The 16,721-nt window shown below is 69.2% G+C and carries 16 protein-coding genes; 7 read left to right on the forward strand and 9 right to left on the reverse strand.

The features are described from left to right. Window positions 1-67: 67 nt before the first annotated feature. Window positions 68-1,117 carry a tRNA preQ1(34) S-adenosylmethionine ribosyltransferase-isomerase QueA gene (gene queA, locus CEK66_RS14305; RefSeq protein ID WP_152237382.1) on the forward strand — a complete coding sequence of 350 codons (1,050 nt, stop codon included), beginning with the start codon at window positions 68-70 and terminating at the stop codon, window positions 1,115-1,117. 494 nt (window positions 1,118-1,611) lie between these two features. On the opposite strand, the gene CEK66_RS14310 is transcribed toward queA, so the two are convergent. Next, window positions 1,612-3,426 carry a DUF885 domain-containing protein gene (locus tag CEK66_RS14310; protein WP_152237361.1) on the reverse strand — a complete coding sequence of 605 codons (1,815 nt, stop codon included), beginning with the start codon at window positions 3,424-3,426 and terminating at the stop codon, window positions 1,612-1,614. A gap of 419 nt (window positions 3,427-3,845) precedes the next feature. On the opposite strand from CEK66_RS14310, the gene CEK66_RS14315 reads away from it, so the two are divergent. Further along, window positions 3,846-4,508, forward strand: coding sequence for a DUF4349 domain-containing protein (locus CEK66_RS14315; protein ID WP_226978615.1), 663 nt, complete (start codon window positions 3,846-3,848; stop codon window positions 4,506-4,508). 371 nt (window positions 4,509-4,879) lie between these two features. Here CEK66_RS14315 and CEK66_RS14320 read toward each other — a convergent pair whose 3' ends face one another. The 5 genes from CEK66_RS14320 to CEK66_RS14340 form a co-directional block, all read right to left on the reverse strand. Then, a complete protein-coding gene (locus CEK66_RS14320) occupies window positions 4,880-5,173 on the reverse strand; it encodes a hypothetical protein (RefSeq protein WP_017909065.1) in 294 nt (97 codons plus the stop codon). A gap of 66 nt (window positions 5,174-5,239) precedes the next feature. Further along, window positions 5,240-6,673 carry a DUF2867 domain-containing protein gene (locus CEK66_RS14325; protein ID WP_152237363.1) on the reverse strand — a complete coding sequence of 478 codons (1,434 nt, stop codon included), beginning with the start codon at window positions 6,671-6,673 and terminating at the stop codon, window positions 5,240-5,242. Window positions 6,674-6,703: 30 nt separating this feature from the next. Then, window positions 6,704-7,018 (reverse strand): metalloregulator ArsR/SmtB family transcription factor, encoded by a 315-nt coding sequence (locus CEK66_RS14330; RefSeq protein ID WP_019798027.1) that lies wholly within the window; start codon window positions 7,016-7,018, stop codon window positions 6,704-6,706. A 159-nt stretch (window positions 7,019-7,177) separates the two neighbouring features. Further along, entirely contained in the window at window positions 7,178-7,957 is a 780-nt protein-coding gene (locus CEK66_RS14335; protein WP_150409006.1) for a LytTR family DNA-binding domain-containing protein, read from the reverse strand. Then, complete coding sequence (locus CEK66_RS14340) at window positions 7,954-9,060, reverse strand: histidine kinase (RefSeq protein ID WP_152237364.1); 1,107 nt, start codon at window positions 9,058-9,060, stop codon at window positions 7,954-7,956. The genes CEK66_RS14335 and CEK66_RS14340 overlap by 4 nt, the downstream gene beginning before the upstream one ends. Before the next feature lie 212 nt (window positions 9,061-9,272). Between CEK66_RS14340 and CEK66_RS14345 the strand changes: the two genes are divergently transcribed. Continuing rightward, window positions 9,273-9,659, forward strand: coding sequence for a hypothetical protein (locus tag CEK66_RS14345; RefSeq protein WP_152237365.1), 387 nt, complete (start codon window positions 9,273-9,275; stop codon window positions 9,657-9,659). Between the two features lie 100 nt (window positions 9,660-9,759). Here CEK66_RS14345 and CEK66_RS14350 read toward each other — a convergent pair whose 3' ends face one another. After that, entirely contained in the window at window positions 9,760-10,701 is a 942-nt protein-coding gene (locus CEK66_RS14350) for a LysR substrate-binding domain-containing protein (protein ID WP_017908809.1), read from the reverse strand. Window positions 10,702-10,917: 216 nt separating this feature from the next. Here CEK66_RS14350 and CEK66_RS14355 point away from each other — a divergent pair, with 216 nt between their 5' ends. Both CEK66_RS14355 and CEK66_RS14360 read left to right on the forward strand, forming a co-directional pair. Then, a complete protein-coding gene (locus CEK66_RS14355) occupies window positions 10,918-11,844 on the forward strand; it encodes a DMT family transporter (protein WP_017915767.1) in 927 nt (308 codons plus the stop codon). A gap of 79 nt (window positions 11,845-11,923) precedes the next feature. Then, on the forward strand, window positions 11,924-12,436 hold the full coding sequence (locus tag CEK66_RS14360) for a DinB family protein (protein WP_152181955.1): 513 nt from the start codon (window positions 11,924-11,926) through the stop codon (window positions 12,434-12,436). Between the two features lie 30 nt (window positions 12,437-12,466). Here CEK66_RS14360 and CEK66_RS14365 read toward each other — a convergent pair whose 3' ends face one another. Together CEK66_RS14365 and CEK66_RS14370 are read right to left on the reverse strand one after the other, a co-directional pair. After that, window positions 12,467-13,387, reverse strand: coding sequence for a peptidylprolyl isomerase (locus tag CEK66_RS14365; protein WP_148829574.1), 921 nt, complete (start codon window positions 13,385-13,387; stop codon window positions 12,467-12,469). Between the two features lie 101 nt (window positions 13,388-13,488). After that, on the reverse strand, window positions 13,489-15,258 hold the full coding sequence (locus tag CEK66_RS14370; RefSeq protein ID WP_152237366.1) for an XVIPCD domain-containing protein: 1,770 nt from the start codon (window positions 15,256-15,258) through the stop codon (window positions 13,489-13,491). 171 nt (window positions 15,259-15,429) lie between these two features. Here CEK66_RS14370 and CEK66_RS14375 point away from each other — a divergent pair, with 171 nt between their 5' ends. Beyond that, window positions 15,430-15,795: a PadR family transcriptional regulator gene (locus CEK66_RS14375; RefSeq protein WP_152237367.1), complete on the forward strand. Its 366-nt coding sequence runs from the start codon at window positions 15,430-15,432 to the stop codon at window positions 15,793-15,795. Next, on the forward strand, window positions 15,792-16,721 hold the full coding sequence (locus CEK66_RS14380; protein ID WP_152237368.1) for a sensor domain-containing protein: 930 nt from the start codon (window positions 15,792-15,794) through the stop codon (window positions 16,719-16,721). Before CEK66_RS14375 ends, CEK66_RS14380 begins: the two co-directional genes overlap by 4 nt.

Genomic DNA, 16,721 nt, shown 5'->3' on the forward strand with positions numbered 1-16,721 from the left:
CCAATCCCGAATGCCCAATCCCGGCGCCGCTACAATGGCCGGCCCATTCCCGATCTCCCCCGGCGCCTTGAAAAAGTCCGATTTCCACTACGACCTGCCTGAAGACCTGATCGCGCAGGAACCGCTGGCCGAGCGCTCGGCCAGCCGGCTGCTGCTGGTGCCGCCGGCGCCGGCGCCCTTCGCCGATGGGCATGTGCGCGACCTGCCCGAGTTGCTGCGTGCCGGCGACCTGCTGATCTTCAACGACACGCGGGTGATCCCGGCGCGGCTGTTCGGGCAGAAGAGCACCGGCGGGCGGGTCGAGATCCTGATCGAGCGGCTGCTCGGCGGCCAGCGCGCGCGGGCGCAACTGGGCGTGAGCAAGTCGCCCAAGGCCGGCGCACGCATCGCCCTGGATGCCGGCGGCGAGGCCGAGGTGCTGGGCCGCGATGGCGAGTTCTACCAGTTGCAGTTCCATGTGGACGGCGCGCTGGAGCACTGGCTGCAGCAGGCAGGACGCTTGCCGTTGCCGCCGTACATCCGCCGCGAGCCGGGCCTGGACGACCGCGAGCGCTACCAGACCGTGTTCGCGCGCGAGGCCGGCGCGGTCGCCGCACCGACCGCCGGGCTGCATTTCGACGCGCCGCTGCTGCAGGCGCTGCAGCAGCGCGGGGTCGAGGTCGGGCACGTGACCCTGCACGTCGGTGCCGGCACCTTCCAGCCGGTGCGGGTGGAAGCGCTGGAGCAGCACCAGATGCATCGCGAGTGGCTCAACGTCGGCGCCAGCCTGGTCGAGCAGGTACGGCACACGCGTGCGGCCGGCGGCCGCGTGATCGCGGTGGGGACCACGGTGGTGCGCGCGCTGGAGAGCGCCTCCAAGGACGGCGAACTGCATCCGTTCGCCGGCGAGACGCAGATCTTCATCTTGCCGGGCTATCGCATCCGCAGTGTCGACGCGATGGTGACCAACTTCCATCTGCCGGAAAGCACGCTGCTGATGATGGTCTCGGCCTTCGCCGGCCGCGAGCGCATCTTCGCCGCCTATCGCCACGCCATCGCCGAGCGCTACCGCTTCTTCAGCTACGGCGACGCGATGCTGTTGTGGAGCAGCGAGACGCCGGCAGACCGCGTGGGCTGACTCGCGTGAGGTCGTGCGGTCGTGGCGGCCGTCGATCGAACGCGTCGGCGAAGATGGTGGCGTTGTTACGCCCAGCCGGTGAACGCATCGACGACGCGTGCGCCGCGCACCGATGAGCGGGCGTCGTCGCGCTGGCGGTGCATGACCTCGCGCCTCGCCTCTGGCCTGCCGCTGCACAAAATGCAAGCCACCGCAAAGCGTCGCGAAACCAGCCTGCATCCGCGTGATTGCACGAGGCGGCGCTCGTACCCTCATCCGCCCCTTCGGGGCACCTTCTCCCGAGGGGAGAAGGGAGAGGCCAAAGCCCCTCTCCCTCCGGGAGAGGGGGGTGAGGGTGAGGCAGTGCGCAGCGACAGCCCATCAACCCCGCATCGCGCAGACACGGTATCGCGCCCGTATCAACGACCATGCAGCAGCAGGGGCCAGACGTTCTTGCCAATCCTCAAGGGCTTCACCACGGCCGCAGGCCCGTCATCCCGACTCCCCGATCCCGACTACTTGATCGGCTCGTCCAGCATCAGTTCGCGCACGAACCGCACCGGCGGGGCGCCGTAGGACAGCACCTGGTCGTGGTAGGCCTTGAGGTTGAACTTGTCGCCAAGCTTGTCCTGCATCGCCTTGCGCAGGTCCAGGTGCTCCTGCACGCCGACGAAGTAGGTCGGCAGCTGCGCCGAGGTCAGCTGTGCGCGCACCCACTTGCCCTCGGCTTCGCTCTGCTGCTGGAAGGTGTCGTGGACCATCAGGTGCAGCGCCTGTTCCTTGCTCCAGCCGTCCACGTGCACGCCCTGGTCGAGCAGTGCGTTGGCGATGCTGCGCAGATAGAACTTCAGCTGCACCAGGTGGAACAGCGGATCGTTGTCCAGATAACCCTGCTCCTGCATCATCCGCTCGGTGTACACCGCCCAGCCTTCGGCGAACACGCCCGAGCGCAGCACGCCGCGCAGCGTGGACGGGAACTTGGCCGAATGCCAGCCTTCCACGTAATGCCCGGGCACGCCCTCGTGGATGCTCAGCAGGTGGATCATGCGGCTGTTGTACTCGCGCAGGAACGAGTCGGCCTGTTGCGCGTTCCAGTCGTCGGGGATCGGCGACACCGCGTAGAAGGTCTTCAGGTTCTTGTCCAGCGGACCGGGCGAATCGCAGTACGCCACCGCCACGCCGCGCTGGAATTCGGGCATCAGGATGATGTCCACCGGCGCGTCGGGCAGGGTCACCAGATCCTTCTTGCGCACGAAGTCGGTGGCATCGGCCAGCGAGGCCTTGGCGTCCTCGACCACCTTGTCGCGCGCCGGATGCTGCGCATAGGCCAGCTCCAGTGCGGCCTCGATCGCCTTCTGCTGCTGTTCGTCGCTGGGCGCATCGACCAGGGCCGGCGCGCCGGGTTTGTCCTTGAGCACGGTGCGGGCGATGCCGTACATGTCCTGGCGCACGCGCGAGAGCTCGGCCTCGGCGCGCTGTTTGATCTCGGCGCGCGACAGCGAGGAGTTGAGCGCGAACTTCAGCTTCTGGTCGTACTTCTCCGCGCCGAGGCGGAAGTCGCCCTTGGCGTTGGGCACCAGGGTCTGGTCCAGCCAGGTCTGCTGTTCGGCCACGGCCTTCTTCAGGCCCTCGATCGCCGCCTGCAGGCGCTGCGCGTCGGCCTGCGGCAGTTCCTGGATGTGCGGGGCGATGAAGCTGTCGACGATGCTGAGGATGCCGCGGTTCTGCTTGGCCACGGTCTTGGCGCTGATCTCCGACACGCGGGCCGGGTCCAGGTTGGCGCGCGCCTGCGCGAACAGCGCCGGGATCTTCTCCATGCGCGCAGTGGCCGACTTCAGCCGCTCCGGCAGCGGCGCGAACTCGCGCGCCATCAGCCCGTAGATCGCGCCGCCGGCCAGGCCGTTGTAGACCTGTGGATCGGTCGCCCAACCTTGTGCCACCTCGCTGTTCCAGATGTCCGACTGCAACTGGTTGCGCAGGATCGCCGCGTCCACCTGGTTCTCGCGCGAGAGCTTGGTGACGTCGAGCTTGTCCAGCTCGGCCAGCAACTGCTTGCTCGCGTCCAGGCTCTTCTGCCGGCCCGCGGCGCTGAGGTCGTCCAGTTCGCTGTCGTAGCGGTGATCGCCGGTCTGGGTGGCGCCGACCGGGGACAGCTGCATCCAGGTGTCGACGGCGCGCTTGGAAAGCGCGTCGAACGCAGTGTCGGCGGCCGGGTCCGCCGCGGCGGCGGCCGAGCCGGGGGCGGCGTTGCTGGCGGCAGGCGCGTCGGCGGGTTTCTGGCAGCCGGCAAGGGCGGCGAGCAGGGCGGCGGCGAGCAGGTGCTTGCGCATCGGGGTTCCTGGAGTGGGTCGATCCACCAGGGTAGCTGCGCCGTGCTGCCAGCGCCCCTGCCATTGGATTACCCTGAACGCTTTCGCCATTCAGGAGCACTGCAATGCAGGACAAGGGACGCCGCCATCGTGGCCATGTCGTAGGTGACACCGCGTTCGATCCGGATGGCGTCGCAGCAGCGGCTGGCACGCTCGATGTCGTCGCGCCTGCGCGTGGGCGCTGGTGTCGTTGGGGCGCTTCCCTGGCGCTGGCGGTGTCGATCGCTGCCTGCAGCCGGGGAGGCGAGAGCGCGGCGCTGCCGGCCGCTCATCTCTATTCCGCCGATGCCGCCAGTAGCGCGGCCAGTGCCGCCGAGGCCGCAGCGCAGGCGGCAGAGGCAGCCGTCGCAGCGCCGCCGCCGAGTCCCGGCGCTTTCGCCATGCCGTCCCTGGCCTATGAGCACGAGGTCGATGTGGCATTGCCGGTGGCGCAGATTCCCGCACGGCTCAAACAACTCCAGGAAAGCTGCCTGAAATCCAGTTTCGGCGCATGCACCGTGTTGCAGGTCGAGCAGCGCGGCGGCGAGCAGCCGCGCGGTGAGCTCAGCGTGCGGATCGCGCCGGCTGGGGTCGAGCCGTTGATCGCGCAGGCGGGCCAGGACGGCCAGATCGAAAGCCGTACCACCCATGCCGAGGACCTGGCGCAGGCGGTGCAGGACAACGACGCGCAGCGCCAGCGCCTGCAGGCCGAGCAGCGGCGCCTGCAGGAGTTCCAGCAGCGCCGCGATCTCAGCGTGGCCGACATGATCGCGCTGTCGGAGAAACTGGCCGCCGTGGAGACGCAATTGCTCGCCACCAGCCAGGAAGCCGCACAGCAGCGCCGGCGCCTGGATACGCAGCGGGTGACGCTGACGTTCTCGGCGCCGACCGCCGAGCGGAGCCGCAGCGACATCGGCGAGGCGCTGCACGACAGCGGCGAAATCTTCGCCGGATCGATCGCCTGGGCGATCCGCGCGGTGGTGGGGTTGGCCCCGTTCGTGCTGCTCGGCTATGCGTTCTGGCGGCTGATCGCCTGGCGCCGACGGCGGCGTCGTTCGGCCTAGGAGACAGGCGCGGTTCCCGTCCGATGAAATCGGGCGGGAGCGGATGGAGGTGAGCGCGCGCGGTGTTGCCACGCGTTGCCGACGGAACGGTGGCATGTCATCCAGGAGCCGTGAACGACGATGGGTGGCGGGTCGCGGCTGAAGCGGCTGCTACCGTTCTTCTCGTCTGACACTCAAGCTTGAGCAACAGCAAAACGACTCCTGCCGGGGCTCGCGATACATTGGCTGGGAGCACTGTGGGAGGGACTTCAGTCCCGACGCCTTGAAGTCGGGTACCTGAGGCACGGCTGGCCCCTCTGGAAATCCCGGATGCTGGCCATGGGCATGCCAGGACGCAGCGCCGCGCGGCGCAACGCCCCGGATGCAGGCCCTCAGCCTTCGTCCTGTTCGAACTCCACGACCACGTCCAGTTCGAACGCCAGGGCTTCCACGGCCTCGCGCACCTTCTGGGCGGTGGCGGCGTTGCCGGCCTCCACTTCCACTTCGTGGGTGCCCGGTCCCTGGTCGTCGGGCAGGCCGGCGGAACTGGAATCGTCGTCGTCCATGTGCGGCATCAGGTCGTCGATTTCCTCGACGTGCTCGATGCCGTCCAGGCTCGACAGCAGGTTGATGATGGCGCGGGCATCGTCCTCGCTGCCGGTGATGCGGATGCGGAGCTGGGGCATGGGCCTTCCTCTTGGGGGGAAGGCGCAGGCTAGGCAGGCGTCGGCTAAGGCGGGGTGATGACGCGCTCAATGCATCGGCGCGACCGCATCCGGCCCGGCATGCTCGGCGATGGGCAGCAGCAGCGCCTCGGCGGCCGCGCGCAGCAGCGTCGGGGCAATGTAGCGGCGATGCGCGGCGGCGATCAGTGCCATGTACAGGTGCCCGAAGCGGTTGCGGCAGGCCACCCGCGTTTCCAGGCTCAGTTCGGCGCTGCCGTCGTCGCGCAGCGTCACCCCGACGCAACTGCGGAACACCAGGTGGCGATCGTCGGCACCGAGCAGCACCTGCACGCGCCGCGCCTGCGCGGTGGAGGCCTGCGCCAGCACCGGGAACCGCCCGGCAAACAGTTGATCGCGCTGCGGCGACAGCAGCGAGGACACCGGGCAGCCCAGCGGCGAGGTGCGCAGCCGCAGCGGCGCCACCAGCACGTTGCGCAGGCGCATCAGCCAGGTCACGCCGCGCGGCGGGTGCTGCAGGAAACCGTCCAGCAACGCCGTCATCAGCGCATGCGCTCCCAATGGCCGCAGCGCCTGCGCCGGCACCGTCAGCCGCACGCTGTCCTGGTGATGGTGCGCGGGCAGCTGCGGTTCGAGCAGCGAGCCGGGCAGCAACTGCGGCGTCACCCGCGCCCGCGACAGGCGCGGCGCCAGTGCCGCGAAGCCGGCCGGATGCCGCCAGGCACCCAGCCGCTGCCGCAGGCGACCGCTGAGCGCGCGCAGGCCGCCGCACCAAGCCAGGCGCCGGCTGCCCGGCGAGGCCGCCAGCGACAATCGCACGATCGGTACGGCCAGCCCCTGCGCCTGCGGCGACGCCAGCAGGGTCGCGACCGGCGCCGGCAGCAATTCGGTGAGCGTCGCGATATCGGCGGTGCCGGCCAGCACCTGCGCGCGCACGTCCTCGGCCAGCGTGCCGCCGGCTTCGTCGCTGTGGCAGGACAGGGCGAAGAACGCCGGATGCCCCGACTGCGCGCGCAGCGGCGCGAACTGGTGCCAGGTGCCGCCGCCGAAGCGCACGCTGAACAGGCAGTCGGCGGGCAATTCGACATGCCGCAGCGCGGCGAGGAAATGCTGCGGATCCTGCGCCAGCTGCGCCGGCGAGGCGGTGCTGAAACGCAGCAGCGCGCCGCCGCTGCCGGTGATCGCGGTGAACATGCGATGCCCGGCATGGCAATGGAACGGATGGCCGCCGCTGCCGACCGCGAACGAATACAGCGCGGTCGACTCGCCGTTGCCGAAGTCGGTGCCGGCCAGGCGCGCCGAGGGTTCGTCCAGCGCGTCGCGGAACTGCGGATGCGCGCGCTGGCGCAGGCAGGCCTGGGCGATCAGCGGATCGCCGGCGCCGACGCCGAGCTGGGCGATCAGGATGACCTCCACCGGCAAGCCACCGCTGTAGGACGGCAGGCGCACCGAGGGGAATCCGGTTTGTGCGGCGGCGTGTTCGCTGAGCGGTGCGGCGGTCATCGGCGGACTCCTGTTGCCGTGGCGGAAGGGTCAGGCGGTGCGCTTGGCCTGCCTGCGCGACTCGCGCTTGAGCGGGCCGGCGCTGGGGCAGATCTCGAAGGCGAAACCGCTGAGAGTGTTGACCAGGTTGTCGGGGGTGAGCCGGTAGACCACGAACTGGCCGCGGCGCTCGCTCGCCACCAGCCCGGCCGCTTCCAGCACGGACAGATGCCGCGAGATCGCCGGCGCGCTCATCGCGAAGCGCTGCGCGATCTCGCCGGCCGTGAGTTCCTGTGCCGACAGGTAGGCCAGGATCTCGCGGCGGGGGCGCGAGGCGAGGGCTTCGAAGACGCGGTCGATGGACATCGGGGATTATCTAATTAACGAATTAGTTAATTAATGACGTGTTGCCTTGTCTATGTCAAGTGCCGAATCGGCGCGGTGACGCGGTTTCCCCCAAGGAGGTTCGCCATCCATGAGAAGAGCCGCCGTGTTGAAGAGGTGACGGGCGCAGCCCCCCGTTCGTCAACCTTCCTTGTGCGTCGTCACCAGGCGCAGGAAGGCTTCGTGCTGGTAGCGGCTCATGCGCAGTTGCTGCCCCGTCTCCATGGTGACCACGTGGTGACCGTTGAACCAGGGGTGGATCGCCCTCACCCGACGCAGGTTGACGATCGCCGATCGATGCACGCGGGCGAAGTGGCGCGGGTCCAGCCGTGCGGCCAGCGTGGCCATGGTCTCGCGCAGTTCATGGGTGCGGTCGGCCAGGTGGATCAGCACCGTGTTGCGACTGGCCTTGATCCAGACGATGTCCTCGACGGCGACCAGCACCACCGCTTCGTCGACGCGTACCGGAATCCGTTGCAGATAGTCGTCGCGTTGGCGCAGCGCATCCAGGGTTTGCAGAATGCGCGTCTCGACAAAGGAACCCGCGCCGCTGCTGAAGGACAGTCGTCGTTTGGCGCGTTGCAACGTCTCGGCGAAGCGTTCGCGGCTGAAGGGCTTGACCAGATAGTCCACCGCATTGGCCTCGAACGCACGGACCGCGTACTGCTCGTAGGCGGTAACGAAAATCGTCGCCGGCATGTTGGCCGCGCCGATCGTGGCGACGACGTCCATGCCGGTCATGGCCGGCATCTGGATGTCCAGGAACACCAGGTCGGGCGACTGGCTGCGGATCGCGATCACCGCGGAGGCGCCATCGCCGCATTCGCCCAGCAGTGCGATATCCGGATCGGCGCGCAGCAGTCGCACGATGGCGTGGCGCGCGATCGGCTCGTCGTCGATGACCAGCGCCGTGATGCTCATGCAGCGACGTGCTCCGGGGCGTCCTCGGCGTCCAGTTCGCGGAACGGTAGCCGGATACGGCAGGACACGCCCTGCGGATAGAGCATGTCGAGCCGGATGTCGGCGTTGTCGCCGTAGAGTTCCTTCAGCCGCAGGCGGCTATTGGAGAAACCGATGCCGTGTCCGCCCACACTGCTGTTGTCCTGCAGCGTGCTGTTGCCGTTGCGCACTTCGATGGACAGCGTTTCGCCTTCGCGTCGGCACTCGATCTCGATGCGGTCGCTGCCGACACGTTGGCCGATGCCATGGCGGATCGCATTTTCCACCAGCGGTTGCAGCAGCAGGCTGGGCACTGCGCAGTGCAGCGTGCCGGGCGCAACATAGAGCTTCGTGCTCAGGCGCTCGCCATAGCGCTTGCGCTGGATGCCGAGATACAGGTCTAGCAGGGCCAGTTCGCGTTCCAGGGTGATTTCCTGGCCGTCGTAGTCTTCCAGGAAGGCGCGCAGCAGTTCGCTCAACCGCAGCAGCATGTCCTCGGCGGCGACGGTGTCTTCATCCAGCAGGGTGACGATGGCATGCAGCGTGTTGAACAGGAAATGCGGTTGCAGCTGGCTCTTGAGCGCTTGCAGGCGCGACTGCGCGAGTTCGGCGGCCAGACGGCTGGCTTCCACCTCGCGCCGGGCCTTCTCGGCGTGAAAGTGCAGCGCTTGCTGGATCGCGAACAAGGTCCAGTAGGTCAGCAACCCGATGGCGAAGTGCTGCTCCAGGAAATACCTCAGTTGTTCAGCGAAACCGCTGGGCTCGAACAGAGTGGAGACCAGCGCGCCGATGACCATCGCGGCGAACGTCACGCACAGGCTTGCGGCTGCCTGCGCGCCAAGCCCGTGGAAGCGCTGGGCGCCGCGGACGGGGAAACGTTCGGCGAGCCGGAAGACGGTGGGCGCCAGGAGGGCCCAGCTGTACCACTGGATCAGCGACCACCGGATGAGCACCTCCAGAGGCCACCTGCCGGCAGACGCACCGTTGTTGATGATGTTCTGGAGCATGAACACCATGGCCACCAGCGTCCACAGCGCGACATAGCGCCACAGGCTGATTTGGGTACTGCCGAGTCGGACGTTCATCCAGGGATGGCCGAGGGGTGACGGGCGCATCCTAGGCGCAGCGACACGCCATGGAAAGCGCCGATGCGCGCGCACTACGATTGGGAGCGCGAGAACGACGATTCGTCCCGAATCGATTTGCAGCCGCACGGCCACGCGGCCTGATGGGCACGTCAGCACCAAGGGAATCTGTTCCCTCGCGGCTGGCGAATCCTTCCTATCGGAGCTCTGTCATGCCCTCGATCCGTGTCCTTGCCTTGACCCTTTCCCTGTCCGTCGCGACCGCAGCGGCGGCCGCCGCCGAGCCGGTTCGCTATCTGGAATTGAGCAACCGCGCCTACGACGCGCTGACGGCGCTGGCAGTCGCTGCCCCAGGCAGCCATGCCTTCCGTGACGTCGCGCTCGGTGCGCCGTTGCGGGGTGGCGGTGACGCAGCGACCTTCCCGCTCGCAGGCGCCGCATGCCGCTACGACCTCCGCTTCACCTTTCGCAACGGACGTTCGATGCTGTATCCGGATGTGGACGTCTGTGCCCACCGCGTGCGCATCCGGCCGTTGCCGCGCCTGCAGCCGGGCGCGCGTGCGTTGCAGGTCGCGGGAGCCGCAGGAACGTCGCCCTGACGCGCGCCGCGTTCGGCTTCGTCGCCGTGCGACTGTGTCGTCGCAAGGCGCTCTCCGTCGCGGCGGAGGCCGCGCCTGCGAATGCGTGCGGAGAGGGGCGCTAGCCCGCCTTCGGTGGCAGCCCGAGCAGTTCCGCCGGCAGCGCCGGCATCGGCGTGCGCTCGTCCAGCGCCTCGCGCTTGAGCCAGTCGACGAAGTGGCTGGCGGCCGGGCTGAGCAGGCGGTGGGTCGGATGCACGATGTAGTAGGAATAGCGCGCGGTCAGCGCCGGGCCGGGCAGGCGCACCAGTTCGTAACGCTGCAGGTAGGGCTGGGCGATGTGCTTGCGTGCCAGTACCGCGCCCACGCCGTACACCGCTGCGCGCATCGCATCGGTGCTGTCGTTGAAGGTGTGCATGGGCGGCAGCGCCACGCCGCGCACGCCGGCGGCGCGGAACCAGTCGCGCCAGCCCTGTGGCGACATGTCGGTGAGCAGCGGCAACTGCGCGATCTGCTCGGGTCGGCGCAGCGTCGCCAGTTGCGGCAGGGCGGGCGAGGCGACCGGGAACAGTTCGTCGTCCATCAGATGGTGCGAGGTCAGGCCCGGCCAGGCGCCCTGGCCGTAGCGGATGCCCAGATCCGGGCCGCCCTCCTCGAAGCGCGAGAACGCCGCATCGGTCTGGATGTCCAGCCGCACGTGCGGATACGCCTGGCAGAAGCGCGGCAGGCGTGGCAGCAGCCAGCAGTACGAGAGCGAGCGCAGCGTGGTGAGGCGCAGCGGCGCGGTGTCGGCCTGCGGATGCAGGTTGCCGGCGACCGCGGCGATGTCGGCCAGCGCCGCGCTGGCGGCATCGGCCAGTTGCCTGCCTTCGGCGGTCAGCTTGACCCCGCGCGCGTGGCGCTGGAACAGCGTGGCGCCGAGCAGGGCTTCCAGGCGCCGCACATGGTGGCTGACCGCGCTGGCGGTGAGATGCAGTTCCTCCGCGGCATGGGCGAAGTTCTGGTGGCGCGCGGCGGCGGCGAACACGCCGAGTGCGGGCAGCAGGGACGGGCGCAGTTGCATGAGCAGACACGCGGCAGATTTGTGGCTCGCGACGATACTACGCGCTTGTCGGCCCCGTGGTGCAGGGCGATGCTGGCAGCCGAACACGACATGCGCGGCGGGCAGCGGTGATGCGGAGTCGGTGCGGATGTGCCGCCCGGCGTCCTCAGCCGGCAGCGGATGCGTGGCGTCGCACGACCGCTGCGGCGCGTGTCCGATCGACCGCGAGCCTCTTCCATGCCCACCTCCGATCCTTCCCTGCAGCCGGCCATCGCCTCCGCGGCTGCTGCCTCCGCATCCGACGGCGCGCCCGCCCGCGACTGGCGCACGCCGCTGGAACTGGGTTTCCTCGGCGTCGTCTGGGGCTGCTCGTTCCTGTTCATGCGCGTGGCCGCGCCGCAGTTCGGCGCCTACGCGCTGGTGGAACTGCGCCTGGCGCTGGGCGCGGCGGTGCTGCTGCCGTTCCTGTGGCTGGCGCGGGCGCGCTTCCCGTTGCGGCGCTGGCCGACCCTGGCGGCGATCGGCTTGCTCAACTCGGCGCTGCCGTTCCTGCTCTTCGCCTGGGGCGCGCAACATGCGCCGGCGGCGATCGGCGCGATCTGCAACGCGATGACCGTGCTGTTCACCGCCTTGATCGCCTTCCTGTTTTTCGGCGAGAAGATCGGCACGCGCCGCGCGCTGGCGCTGTTGATCGGCTTCGCCGGCATCGTGGTGCTCGCCACCGGCAAGTCGGCCGGCATCAGCGTGGGCCCCGCCGCGCTGGCCGGCACCACTGCCTCCCTGCTGTACGGCATCGGCTACAGCCTGGTGAAGCGGCACATGAGCGATCTGCCGCCGGCCGCGGCGGCGGCGTCAACCCTGGGCTGCAGCGCGTTGCTGCTGGCGCCGCTGGCCTGGACGCACTGGCCGGCCGCACCGGTACCGGCGGTGGCCTGGGCCTGCGCCGGCGGCCTGGGCGTGCTCTGCACCGGCCTGGCGTTCCTGTTGTACTACCGGTTGATCCAGCGCATCGGCCCGGCGCGCGCGTCGACGGTGACCTATCTGGTGCCGGTGTTCGGCGCGCTGCTGGCCTGGGCGATCCTCGGCGAGCCGCTGACCTGGACCATGTTGCTGGCCGGCATGCTGATCCTGGGCAGCGTCGCCTTCAGCCAGCGCGCGCGGTAGCGGCGCAACTGGCAGGCGTGCGCGAGGACGTCGGCGCGCCGCAATTTCCGTGTCACCCCTTTGCCTGGAGAACGACGCAATGACCGATTCCCTGCTCGCATCGCAGTTCGCCTTCAAGGCCTGGGCCAACGCCGAACTGCTGCAGGCGCTGGCGCAGATCGATGGTGCGGCGTTTCCGGCGCAGCGGCAGCGCGCGATCCGGCTGTTGAACCATACCTACGTGGTGGACCGGATCTTCGCTGCGCACCTGGAGGGCGGCACGCATGCGTTCACCGCGAGCAATACGCCGCAGACGCCGGAACTGGAGGCGCTGGGTGCGGCGGTGGCCGAATCGGACCGGTGGTATGCCGACTATGTCGCCCGGATCGACGCGCCCGCCTTGCAGCAGACACTGGCCTTCCATTTCACCGATGGCGATGCCGGCCGCATGAGCCGAGAGGAAATGCTGTTCCACGTGCTCGCGCATGGCGCTTTCCACCGCGGCAACATCGCCATGCTGCTGACCGAGTGCGGCGTGGAGCAGCCGCGCGAACTGTTCACCCGCTTCCTGCACGCGCAGCAACCGCAGCGGCGCAGCGTCGGCGGCGCCTGAGCACGCACCGTCCGGCGCGCGCATGACGCGTCACTTCGGCGGCGTACGCACCGGCAGCGGCACATTGCACAGGTCGATGTGCCCGGCCGGGCGCTTGTAGAACGCGTCGCGGCGGTTGCGTCGCGCCTCGACCACCTCGCGGAAGGTGCGCGTATCCGTGCGCAGCAATTGCAGCGGGGTGCGTTCGTTCTCCGGCACGTCGCTGGCCAGGCGGATGGCGCGGATCGGGGTGCGTTGTTCGGGTTTTTCGTAGAAGCCCATCGGGTCCGGCCCGCGCGGGATCACGCTGAGCAGTTCCATGCCCTTGACCACGCGGCCGACCACGGTGATGTTGCGGTCCAGTTGCCGCGGCGATTGCCCGGTGACCACGTACAGTTCGGCGCCGATGCTGCTGTCTTCGTCGTTGTTGCGGCCGGCGCCGAGCGTGCCGTAGCAATGCGCCAGCCAGGCGGTGCCGGCCTTGGGATCGCGCGCCACCGGAAAGCCGTCGACGAAGCCCACCTGCGGCGCCCAGCCGTCGCGGTCGGGCAGGGGCTGGAACGCCAGGCCCGCGGCCGGGCGCTGGAATTCGGCGGGCAGGTGGGTCTTGGCGCTGCCCAGCGACCTGGCCTTGCCCGGCTCCTCGCCGTCGGGGTCGCCGAACTGCACCACGAAGTTGTCCTGCGCGCGGTAGATGCTCAGGCCGTCCCAGAAGTGCTCGTGGGCCAGGGTGCGGATGTTGCCGACGTGTTGCGGCGCGAACGCCGGCGCCAGTTCGATGATCACCCGGCCGGTGTCCAGTTCCAGGTACAGCGTGTTCGCCGGATCCAACGTGCGCCAGTCGCTGGGCTTGGATGCGTCCAGGATCTGTTGCGGGCTGCGGTAGGGCACGGCCGGCGGCGGTGCCCCGGCCGACGCGGCGAAGGTGGACAGCGACAACGCGAGGGCGAGCAGGGAAGTGCGCAGCGGCATGAGGGCGGCCCGGTCGGTGAGCGCCCGATTCTCACCGAAGCGGCGGCCGCTGCCAATGTGCCGGCGGCATGGCGCGACCGCCGTGCCGCCGACAGCGCTGTCTACGACAGCGCGCGCTTCTGCGGTTCCTGTGTGTCCTGCACCGGCGCCTGGTTCGGCAGCGGCGGCAGCGCGGCCAGTTGCCTGGCGCTTTCCGCCGCCGGAATGGTGGCCGCCTGCGCGGCGTCCACGTAGGCCACCCGCTTGTCGCCGGCGCCGGGGTCGCCCTGCACCGCGAACACGCGGCCGTTGTCGTTGCGCAGCACGTGATCGACCTGGGTCAGGCCGTCGCGCCTGGCCGCCAGCAGCAAGTTGCTGGCGACGTTGGCGTCGTACGGGGTGAGCTTGCGCTCGATCGCCTGCTGCATCGCCTGTTGCCGCGGGTCGGCGGCGGCAGCGGCGTGCGGCTCCGGCCCGCTGCCGGTGGCGCGTGTCGGCGCCGTCGGCGACTTCTGCTCTGGCGTTTCGGCCTTGGCGTCGATGCGTTGCAGATCGCCGCCCGGCGTGCCGCCGGCGCTGTCGGCCACGCGGAACAGGCGCTCGCTCAGGCCGTACTGGGAATTGCCAAGGTTGCGCGCCAGGCCGATCGCGAAGTCCTGCGGACTTTGCTTGGCGTACTGCGTCGCCTCGTGCGCGGTCATCGGGCTGGCCTGCGCTGCGCGCTGGTACTGCTGACGCAGCGCATCCATCTGCCGCTCGGAGAAGTGCAGGGTGAGGTCCTGGCCGGCCTTCGCCGGACCCGCGGCACCGGCCTTGCCGGCGAGCACCGAGTTGAGCAGCTGCGCTTGGTTCTCGTCGACCTTGTCGAACTTGAACTGGTAGCTGCGTTCGTCCACGCGCTCGTTGTTCGCGGCGTCGAACTGGCGGGTCATGGTCATCGGCACGTTGCCGGCGTACTGCACCTTGCCGACCAGGCTGTAGCTGCCGTCGGCATAGGTGGTGCGCACGTTCTCCCCGGTGTTGCGCTGGCCGCCCAGCTCGGCCTTGAACGGGCCTACCCCGAGTTGGGCGCGGGTTTCCGAACTCATCGTGAGGCTTTCGACCTTCTGTACGTCGCTGACGCCGGGTACGTTGGCGGCGAGCTTGCCGCTGGCCAGGAAGTCGCGATAGGCGGCTTGCGCCTGCGGCTCGCGCAGGTCGAAGGTGGCGGTGCGCATGGTCGCCTGGCCGAGCGCGTCCTGGCGGCCAAGCATGGCCTGAGCGATGTCGGTCTTGAATCCGACCGCCTCCAGCCGCTCCAGCGCCTGGGTCGGGCCGACCGCCACGCGCACGCTGTGCTCGTCCACGCGCTGCACGGCGTAGCTCATGCCGGCCGCATCGGTGCGCTCGCTGGAGGTGGCCAGGCCGCGAAACGTCGCCTCCATCGAGGTCTTGGCGAAGGCCTGGCCATCGAGCTTGACGCTGCCGTCCACCGGGATGGTCTGCGGGTCGAACGGATTCACCTGGGCAGCGGCTTCGGCCTTGGCCTCGCCGGGCAGGCGCACCTCGTAGCGGCCGCGCTCGCCGACCGCCTGGGTCAGGCTACCGTCGGCGGCCAGGCGCCCGGCCTTGAATGCGCCCTCGATGCGATGGCCCTGGGTGAACTCCATCTCCACGTTGAACACGGTCTTGCCGTCTTCCTGCTTGCTGCCGGCGCCGACCTTGCCGGTCTGCACCAAGGCGTACTCCAGTGGGCCACGCCTGGCTTCGGTGACCGTACGGCTGTACTCGAGGGAGCCTGCGCCAGCGTTCGGATCCCGCTTGATCGGGCCAGCGGAGTATTGGTTGCCGGAACTGGCGAAGCTCGGGTCGGTGGCCTGGCCGGGTTGCTGTTCGGTGGGGGACGGGCTCATGCGATACCTCCTGGAATGCATGTGGAACGGAACCGTCACGAGTGTAGGGCGCGCGACGTTGTCGAAACGTTTGCCGCGGCAATCGCGGCGCCTGAGCGGTGTGCATGACCAATGGCACGATCACTATGTCGAACTCGTTACTAGTATCTAGCTCAACCTAGCGAGGGCGTCATGGTCGAGCCGGATGCACAGCTGAAGAAATTCCAGAAGGAGCTGAGCGCCGGCACCGTGTCGCTGGCCCTGCTGGCGGTCTTGGCCGCGGCCGAGGCGCCGCTGTACGGCTACCTGATCGCCAAGCGCCTGGAGCAGGTGGGCGAGGGTGTGCTCAGCGGCAAGCAGAGTGCGCTGTATCCGGTGCTGCGCAACCTGGAGGCGGCCGGCCTGCTGTCCAGCCATGTCGAGCCGTCGGTGGCGGGGCCGCCACGGCGTTACTACCGCATCACCGCGGCGGGCCTGGCCACGCTGCGGCAGTGGGCCGCGGCGTGGCGCGCCACCCGCGATTCCGTCGATTCCGTGCTGAAGGGGATTTCAGAATGAGCAGCGCACACACCGCACCGCGGCCCTTGCCGACCACCATTCCCGACTACCTGGCGCAACTGCGCGCGGCACTGGCCGGCGCCGACCCGGCGCTGGTCCAGGACGCGCTGTACGACGCGGAGGAATACCTGCGTTCGGAACTGGCCGAGCAGCCGGGCAAGAGCGAAGCCGAGGTCATCGCCGGCGTGGCCGGCAGCTACGGTGCGCCGGACGAGGTGGCCGAGATCTACCGCGATACCGAAGTGACGGTGAACCGCGCGCTGAAGCCGCCGGCGCCGCCCAAGCGCAAGTCGTTGCTCGGCCGCTTCTTCGGCGTGGCCGCCGACCCGCGCACCTACGGCAGCCTGTTCTACATGTTGCTGTCGCTGGTCACCGGCATCTTCTACTTCACCTGGGTGGTGACCGGGGTCAGCGTATCGGCGGGCATGCTGATCCTGATCGTCGGCGTGCCGCTGCTGGTGCTGTTCTTCGGTTCGGTGCGGCTGCTGTCGCTGGTGGAAGGGCGCGTGGTGGAAGTGCTGCTGGGCGAGCGCATGCCGCGGCGGCCGCTGTACAGCGAGCCCGCACAACCCTGGCTGCGGCGCATCGGGCAGATGTTCACCGATGCGCGCACCTGGACCACGATGCTGTATTTCCTGCTGATGCTGCCGCTGGGGATCTTCTACTTCGCGGTGTTCGCGGCCTTGCTGAGTACGTCGCTGCTGATGCTGCTGGCGCCTGCCGCGCTGTTTGCCCCGGACGTCGCCGATCTGACCGTTCATGTCGGTCCGCTGCACTGGATCGGCAGCGAGGCGTGGCTGCCGTTGCTGCTGGCCAGCGTGCTGGGCGCAGCGCTGTTCTTCGTCACCCTGCACCTGTCGCGCGGCTTCGGCAAGGCGCATGGCCTGCTGGCCAAGCACCTGCTGGTGCGCAGCGAGGCGCCCTGA

The sequence above is a fragment of the Xanthomonas sp. LMG 12460 genome, assembly GCF_009192895.1.
In the GTDB taxonomy this organism is placed as follows: domain Bacteria; phylum Pseudomonadota; class Gammaproteobacteria; order Xanthomonadales; family Xanthomonadaceae; genus Xanthomonas_A; species Xanthomonas_A sontii.

Bases quoted from the DNA above. Each gene is read 5' to 3' on its own strand.
- CEK66_RS14315 (WP_226978615.1), top strand. From the start codon at position 3,846: ATGCCGTCCCTGGCCTATGAGCACGAGGTCGATGTGGCATTGCCGGTG.
- CEK66_RS14370 (WP_152237366.1), bottom strand. From the start codon at position 15,258: ATGAGCCCGTCCCCCACCGAACAGCAACCCGGCCAGGCCACCGACCCG.
- CEK66_RS14355 (WP_017915767.1), top strand. From the start codon at position 10,918: ATGCCCACCTCCGATCCTTCCCTGCAGCCGGCCATCGCCTCCGCGGCT.
- CEK66_RS14375 (WP_152237367.1), top strand. From the start codon at position 15,430: ATGGTCGAGCCGGATGCACAGCTGAAGAAATTCCAGAAGGAGCTGAGC.
- CEK66_RS14330 (WP_019798027.1), bottom strand. From the start codon at position 7,018: ATGTCCATCGACCGCGTCTTCGAAGCCCTCGCCTCGCGCCCCCGCCGC.
- CEK66_RS14365 (WP_148829574.1), bottom strand. From the start codon at position 13,387: ATGCCGCTGCGCACTTCCCTGCTCGCCCTCGCGTTGTCGCTGTCCACC.
- CEK66_RS14310 (WP_152237361.1), bottom strand. From the start codon at position 3,426: ATGCGCAAGCACCTGCTCGCCGCCGCCCTGCTCGCCGCCCTTGCCGGC.
- CEK66_RS14360 (WP_152181955.1), top strand. From the start codon at position 11,924: ATGACCGATTCCCTGCTCGCATCGCAGTTCGCCTTCAAGGCCTGGGCC.
- CEK66_RS14325 (WP_152237363.1), bottom strand. From the start codon at position 6,673: ATGACCGCCGCACCGCTCAGCGAACACGCCGCCGCACAAACCGGATTC.
- CEK66_RS14320 (WP_017909065.1), bottom strand. From the start codon at position 5,173: ATGCCCCAGCTCCGCATCCGCATCACCGGCAGCGAGGACGATGCCCGC.
- CEK66_RS14380 (WP_152237368.1), top strand. From the start codon at position 15,792: ATGAGCAGCGCACACACCGCACCGCGGCCCTTGCCGACCACCATTCCC.
- CEK66_RS14345 (WP_152237365.1), top strand. From the start codon at position 9,273: ATGCCCTCGATCCGTGTCCTTGCCTTGACCCTTTCCCTGTCCGTCGCG.
- CEK66_RS14335 (WP_150409006.1), bottom strand. From the start codon at position 7,957: ATGAGCATCACGGCGCTGGTCATCGACGACGAGCCGATCGCGCGCCAC.
- CEK66_RS14340 (WP_152237364.1), bottom strand. From the start codon at position 9,060: ATGAACGTCCGACTCGGCAGTACCCAAATCAGCCTGTGGCGCTATGTC.
- CEK66_RS14350 (WP_017908809.1), bottom strand. From the start codon at position 10,701: ATGCAACTGCGCCCGTCCCTGCTGCCCGCACTCGGCGTGTTCGCCGCC.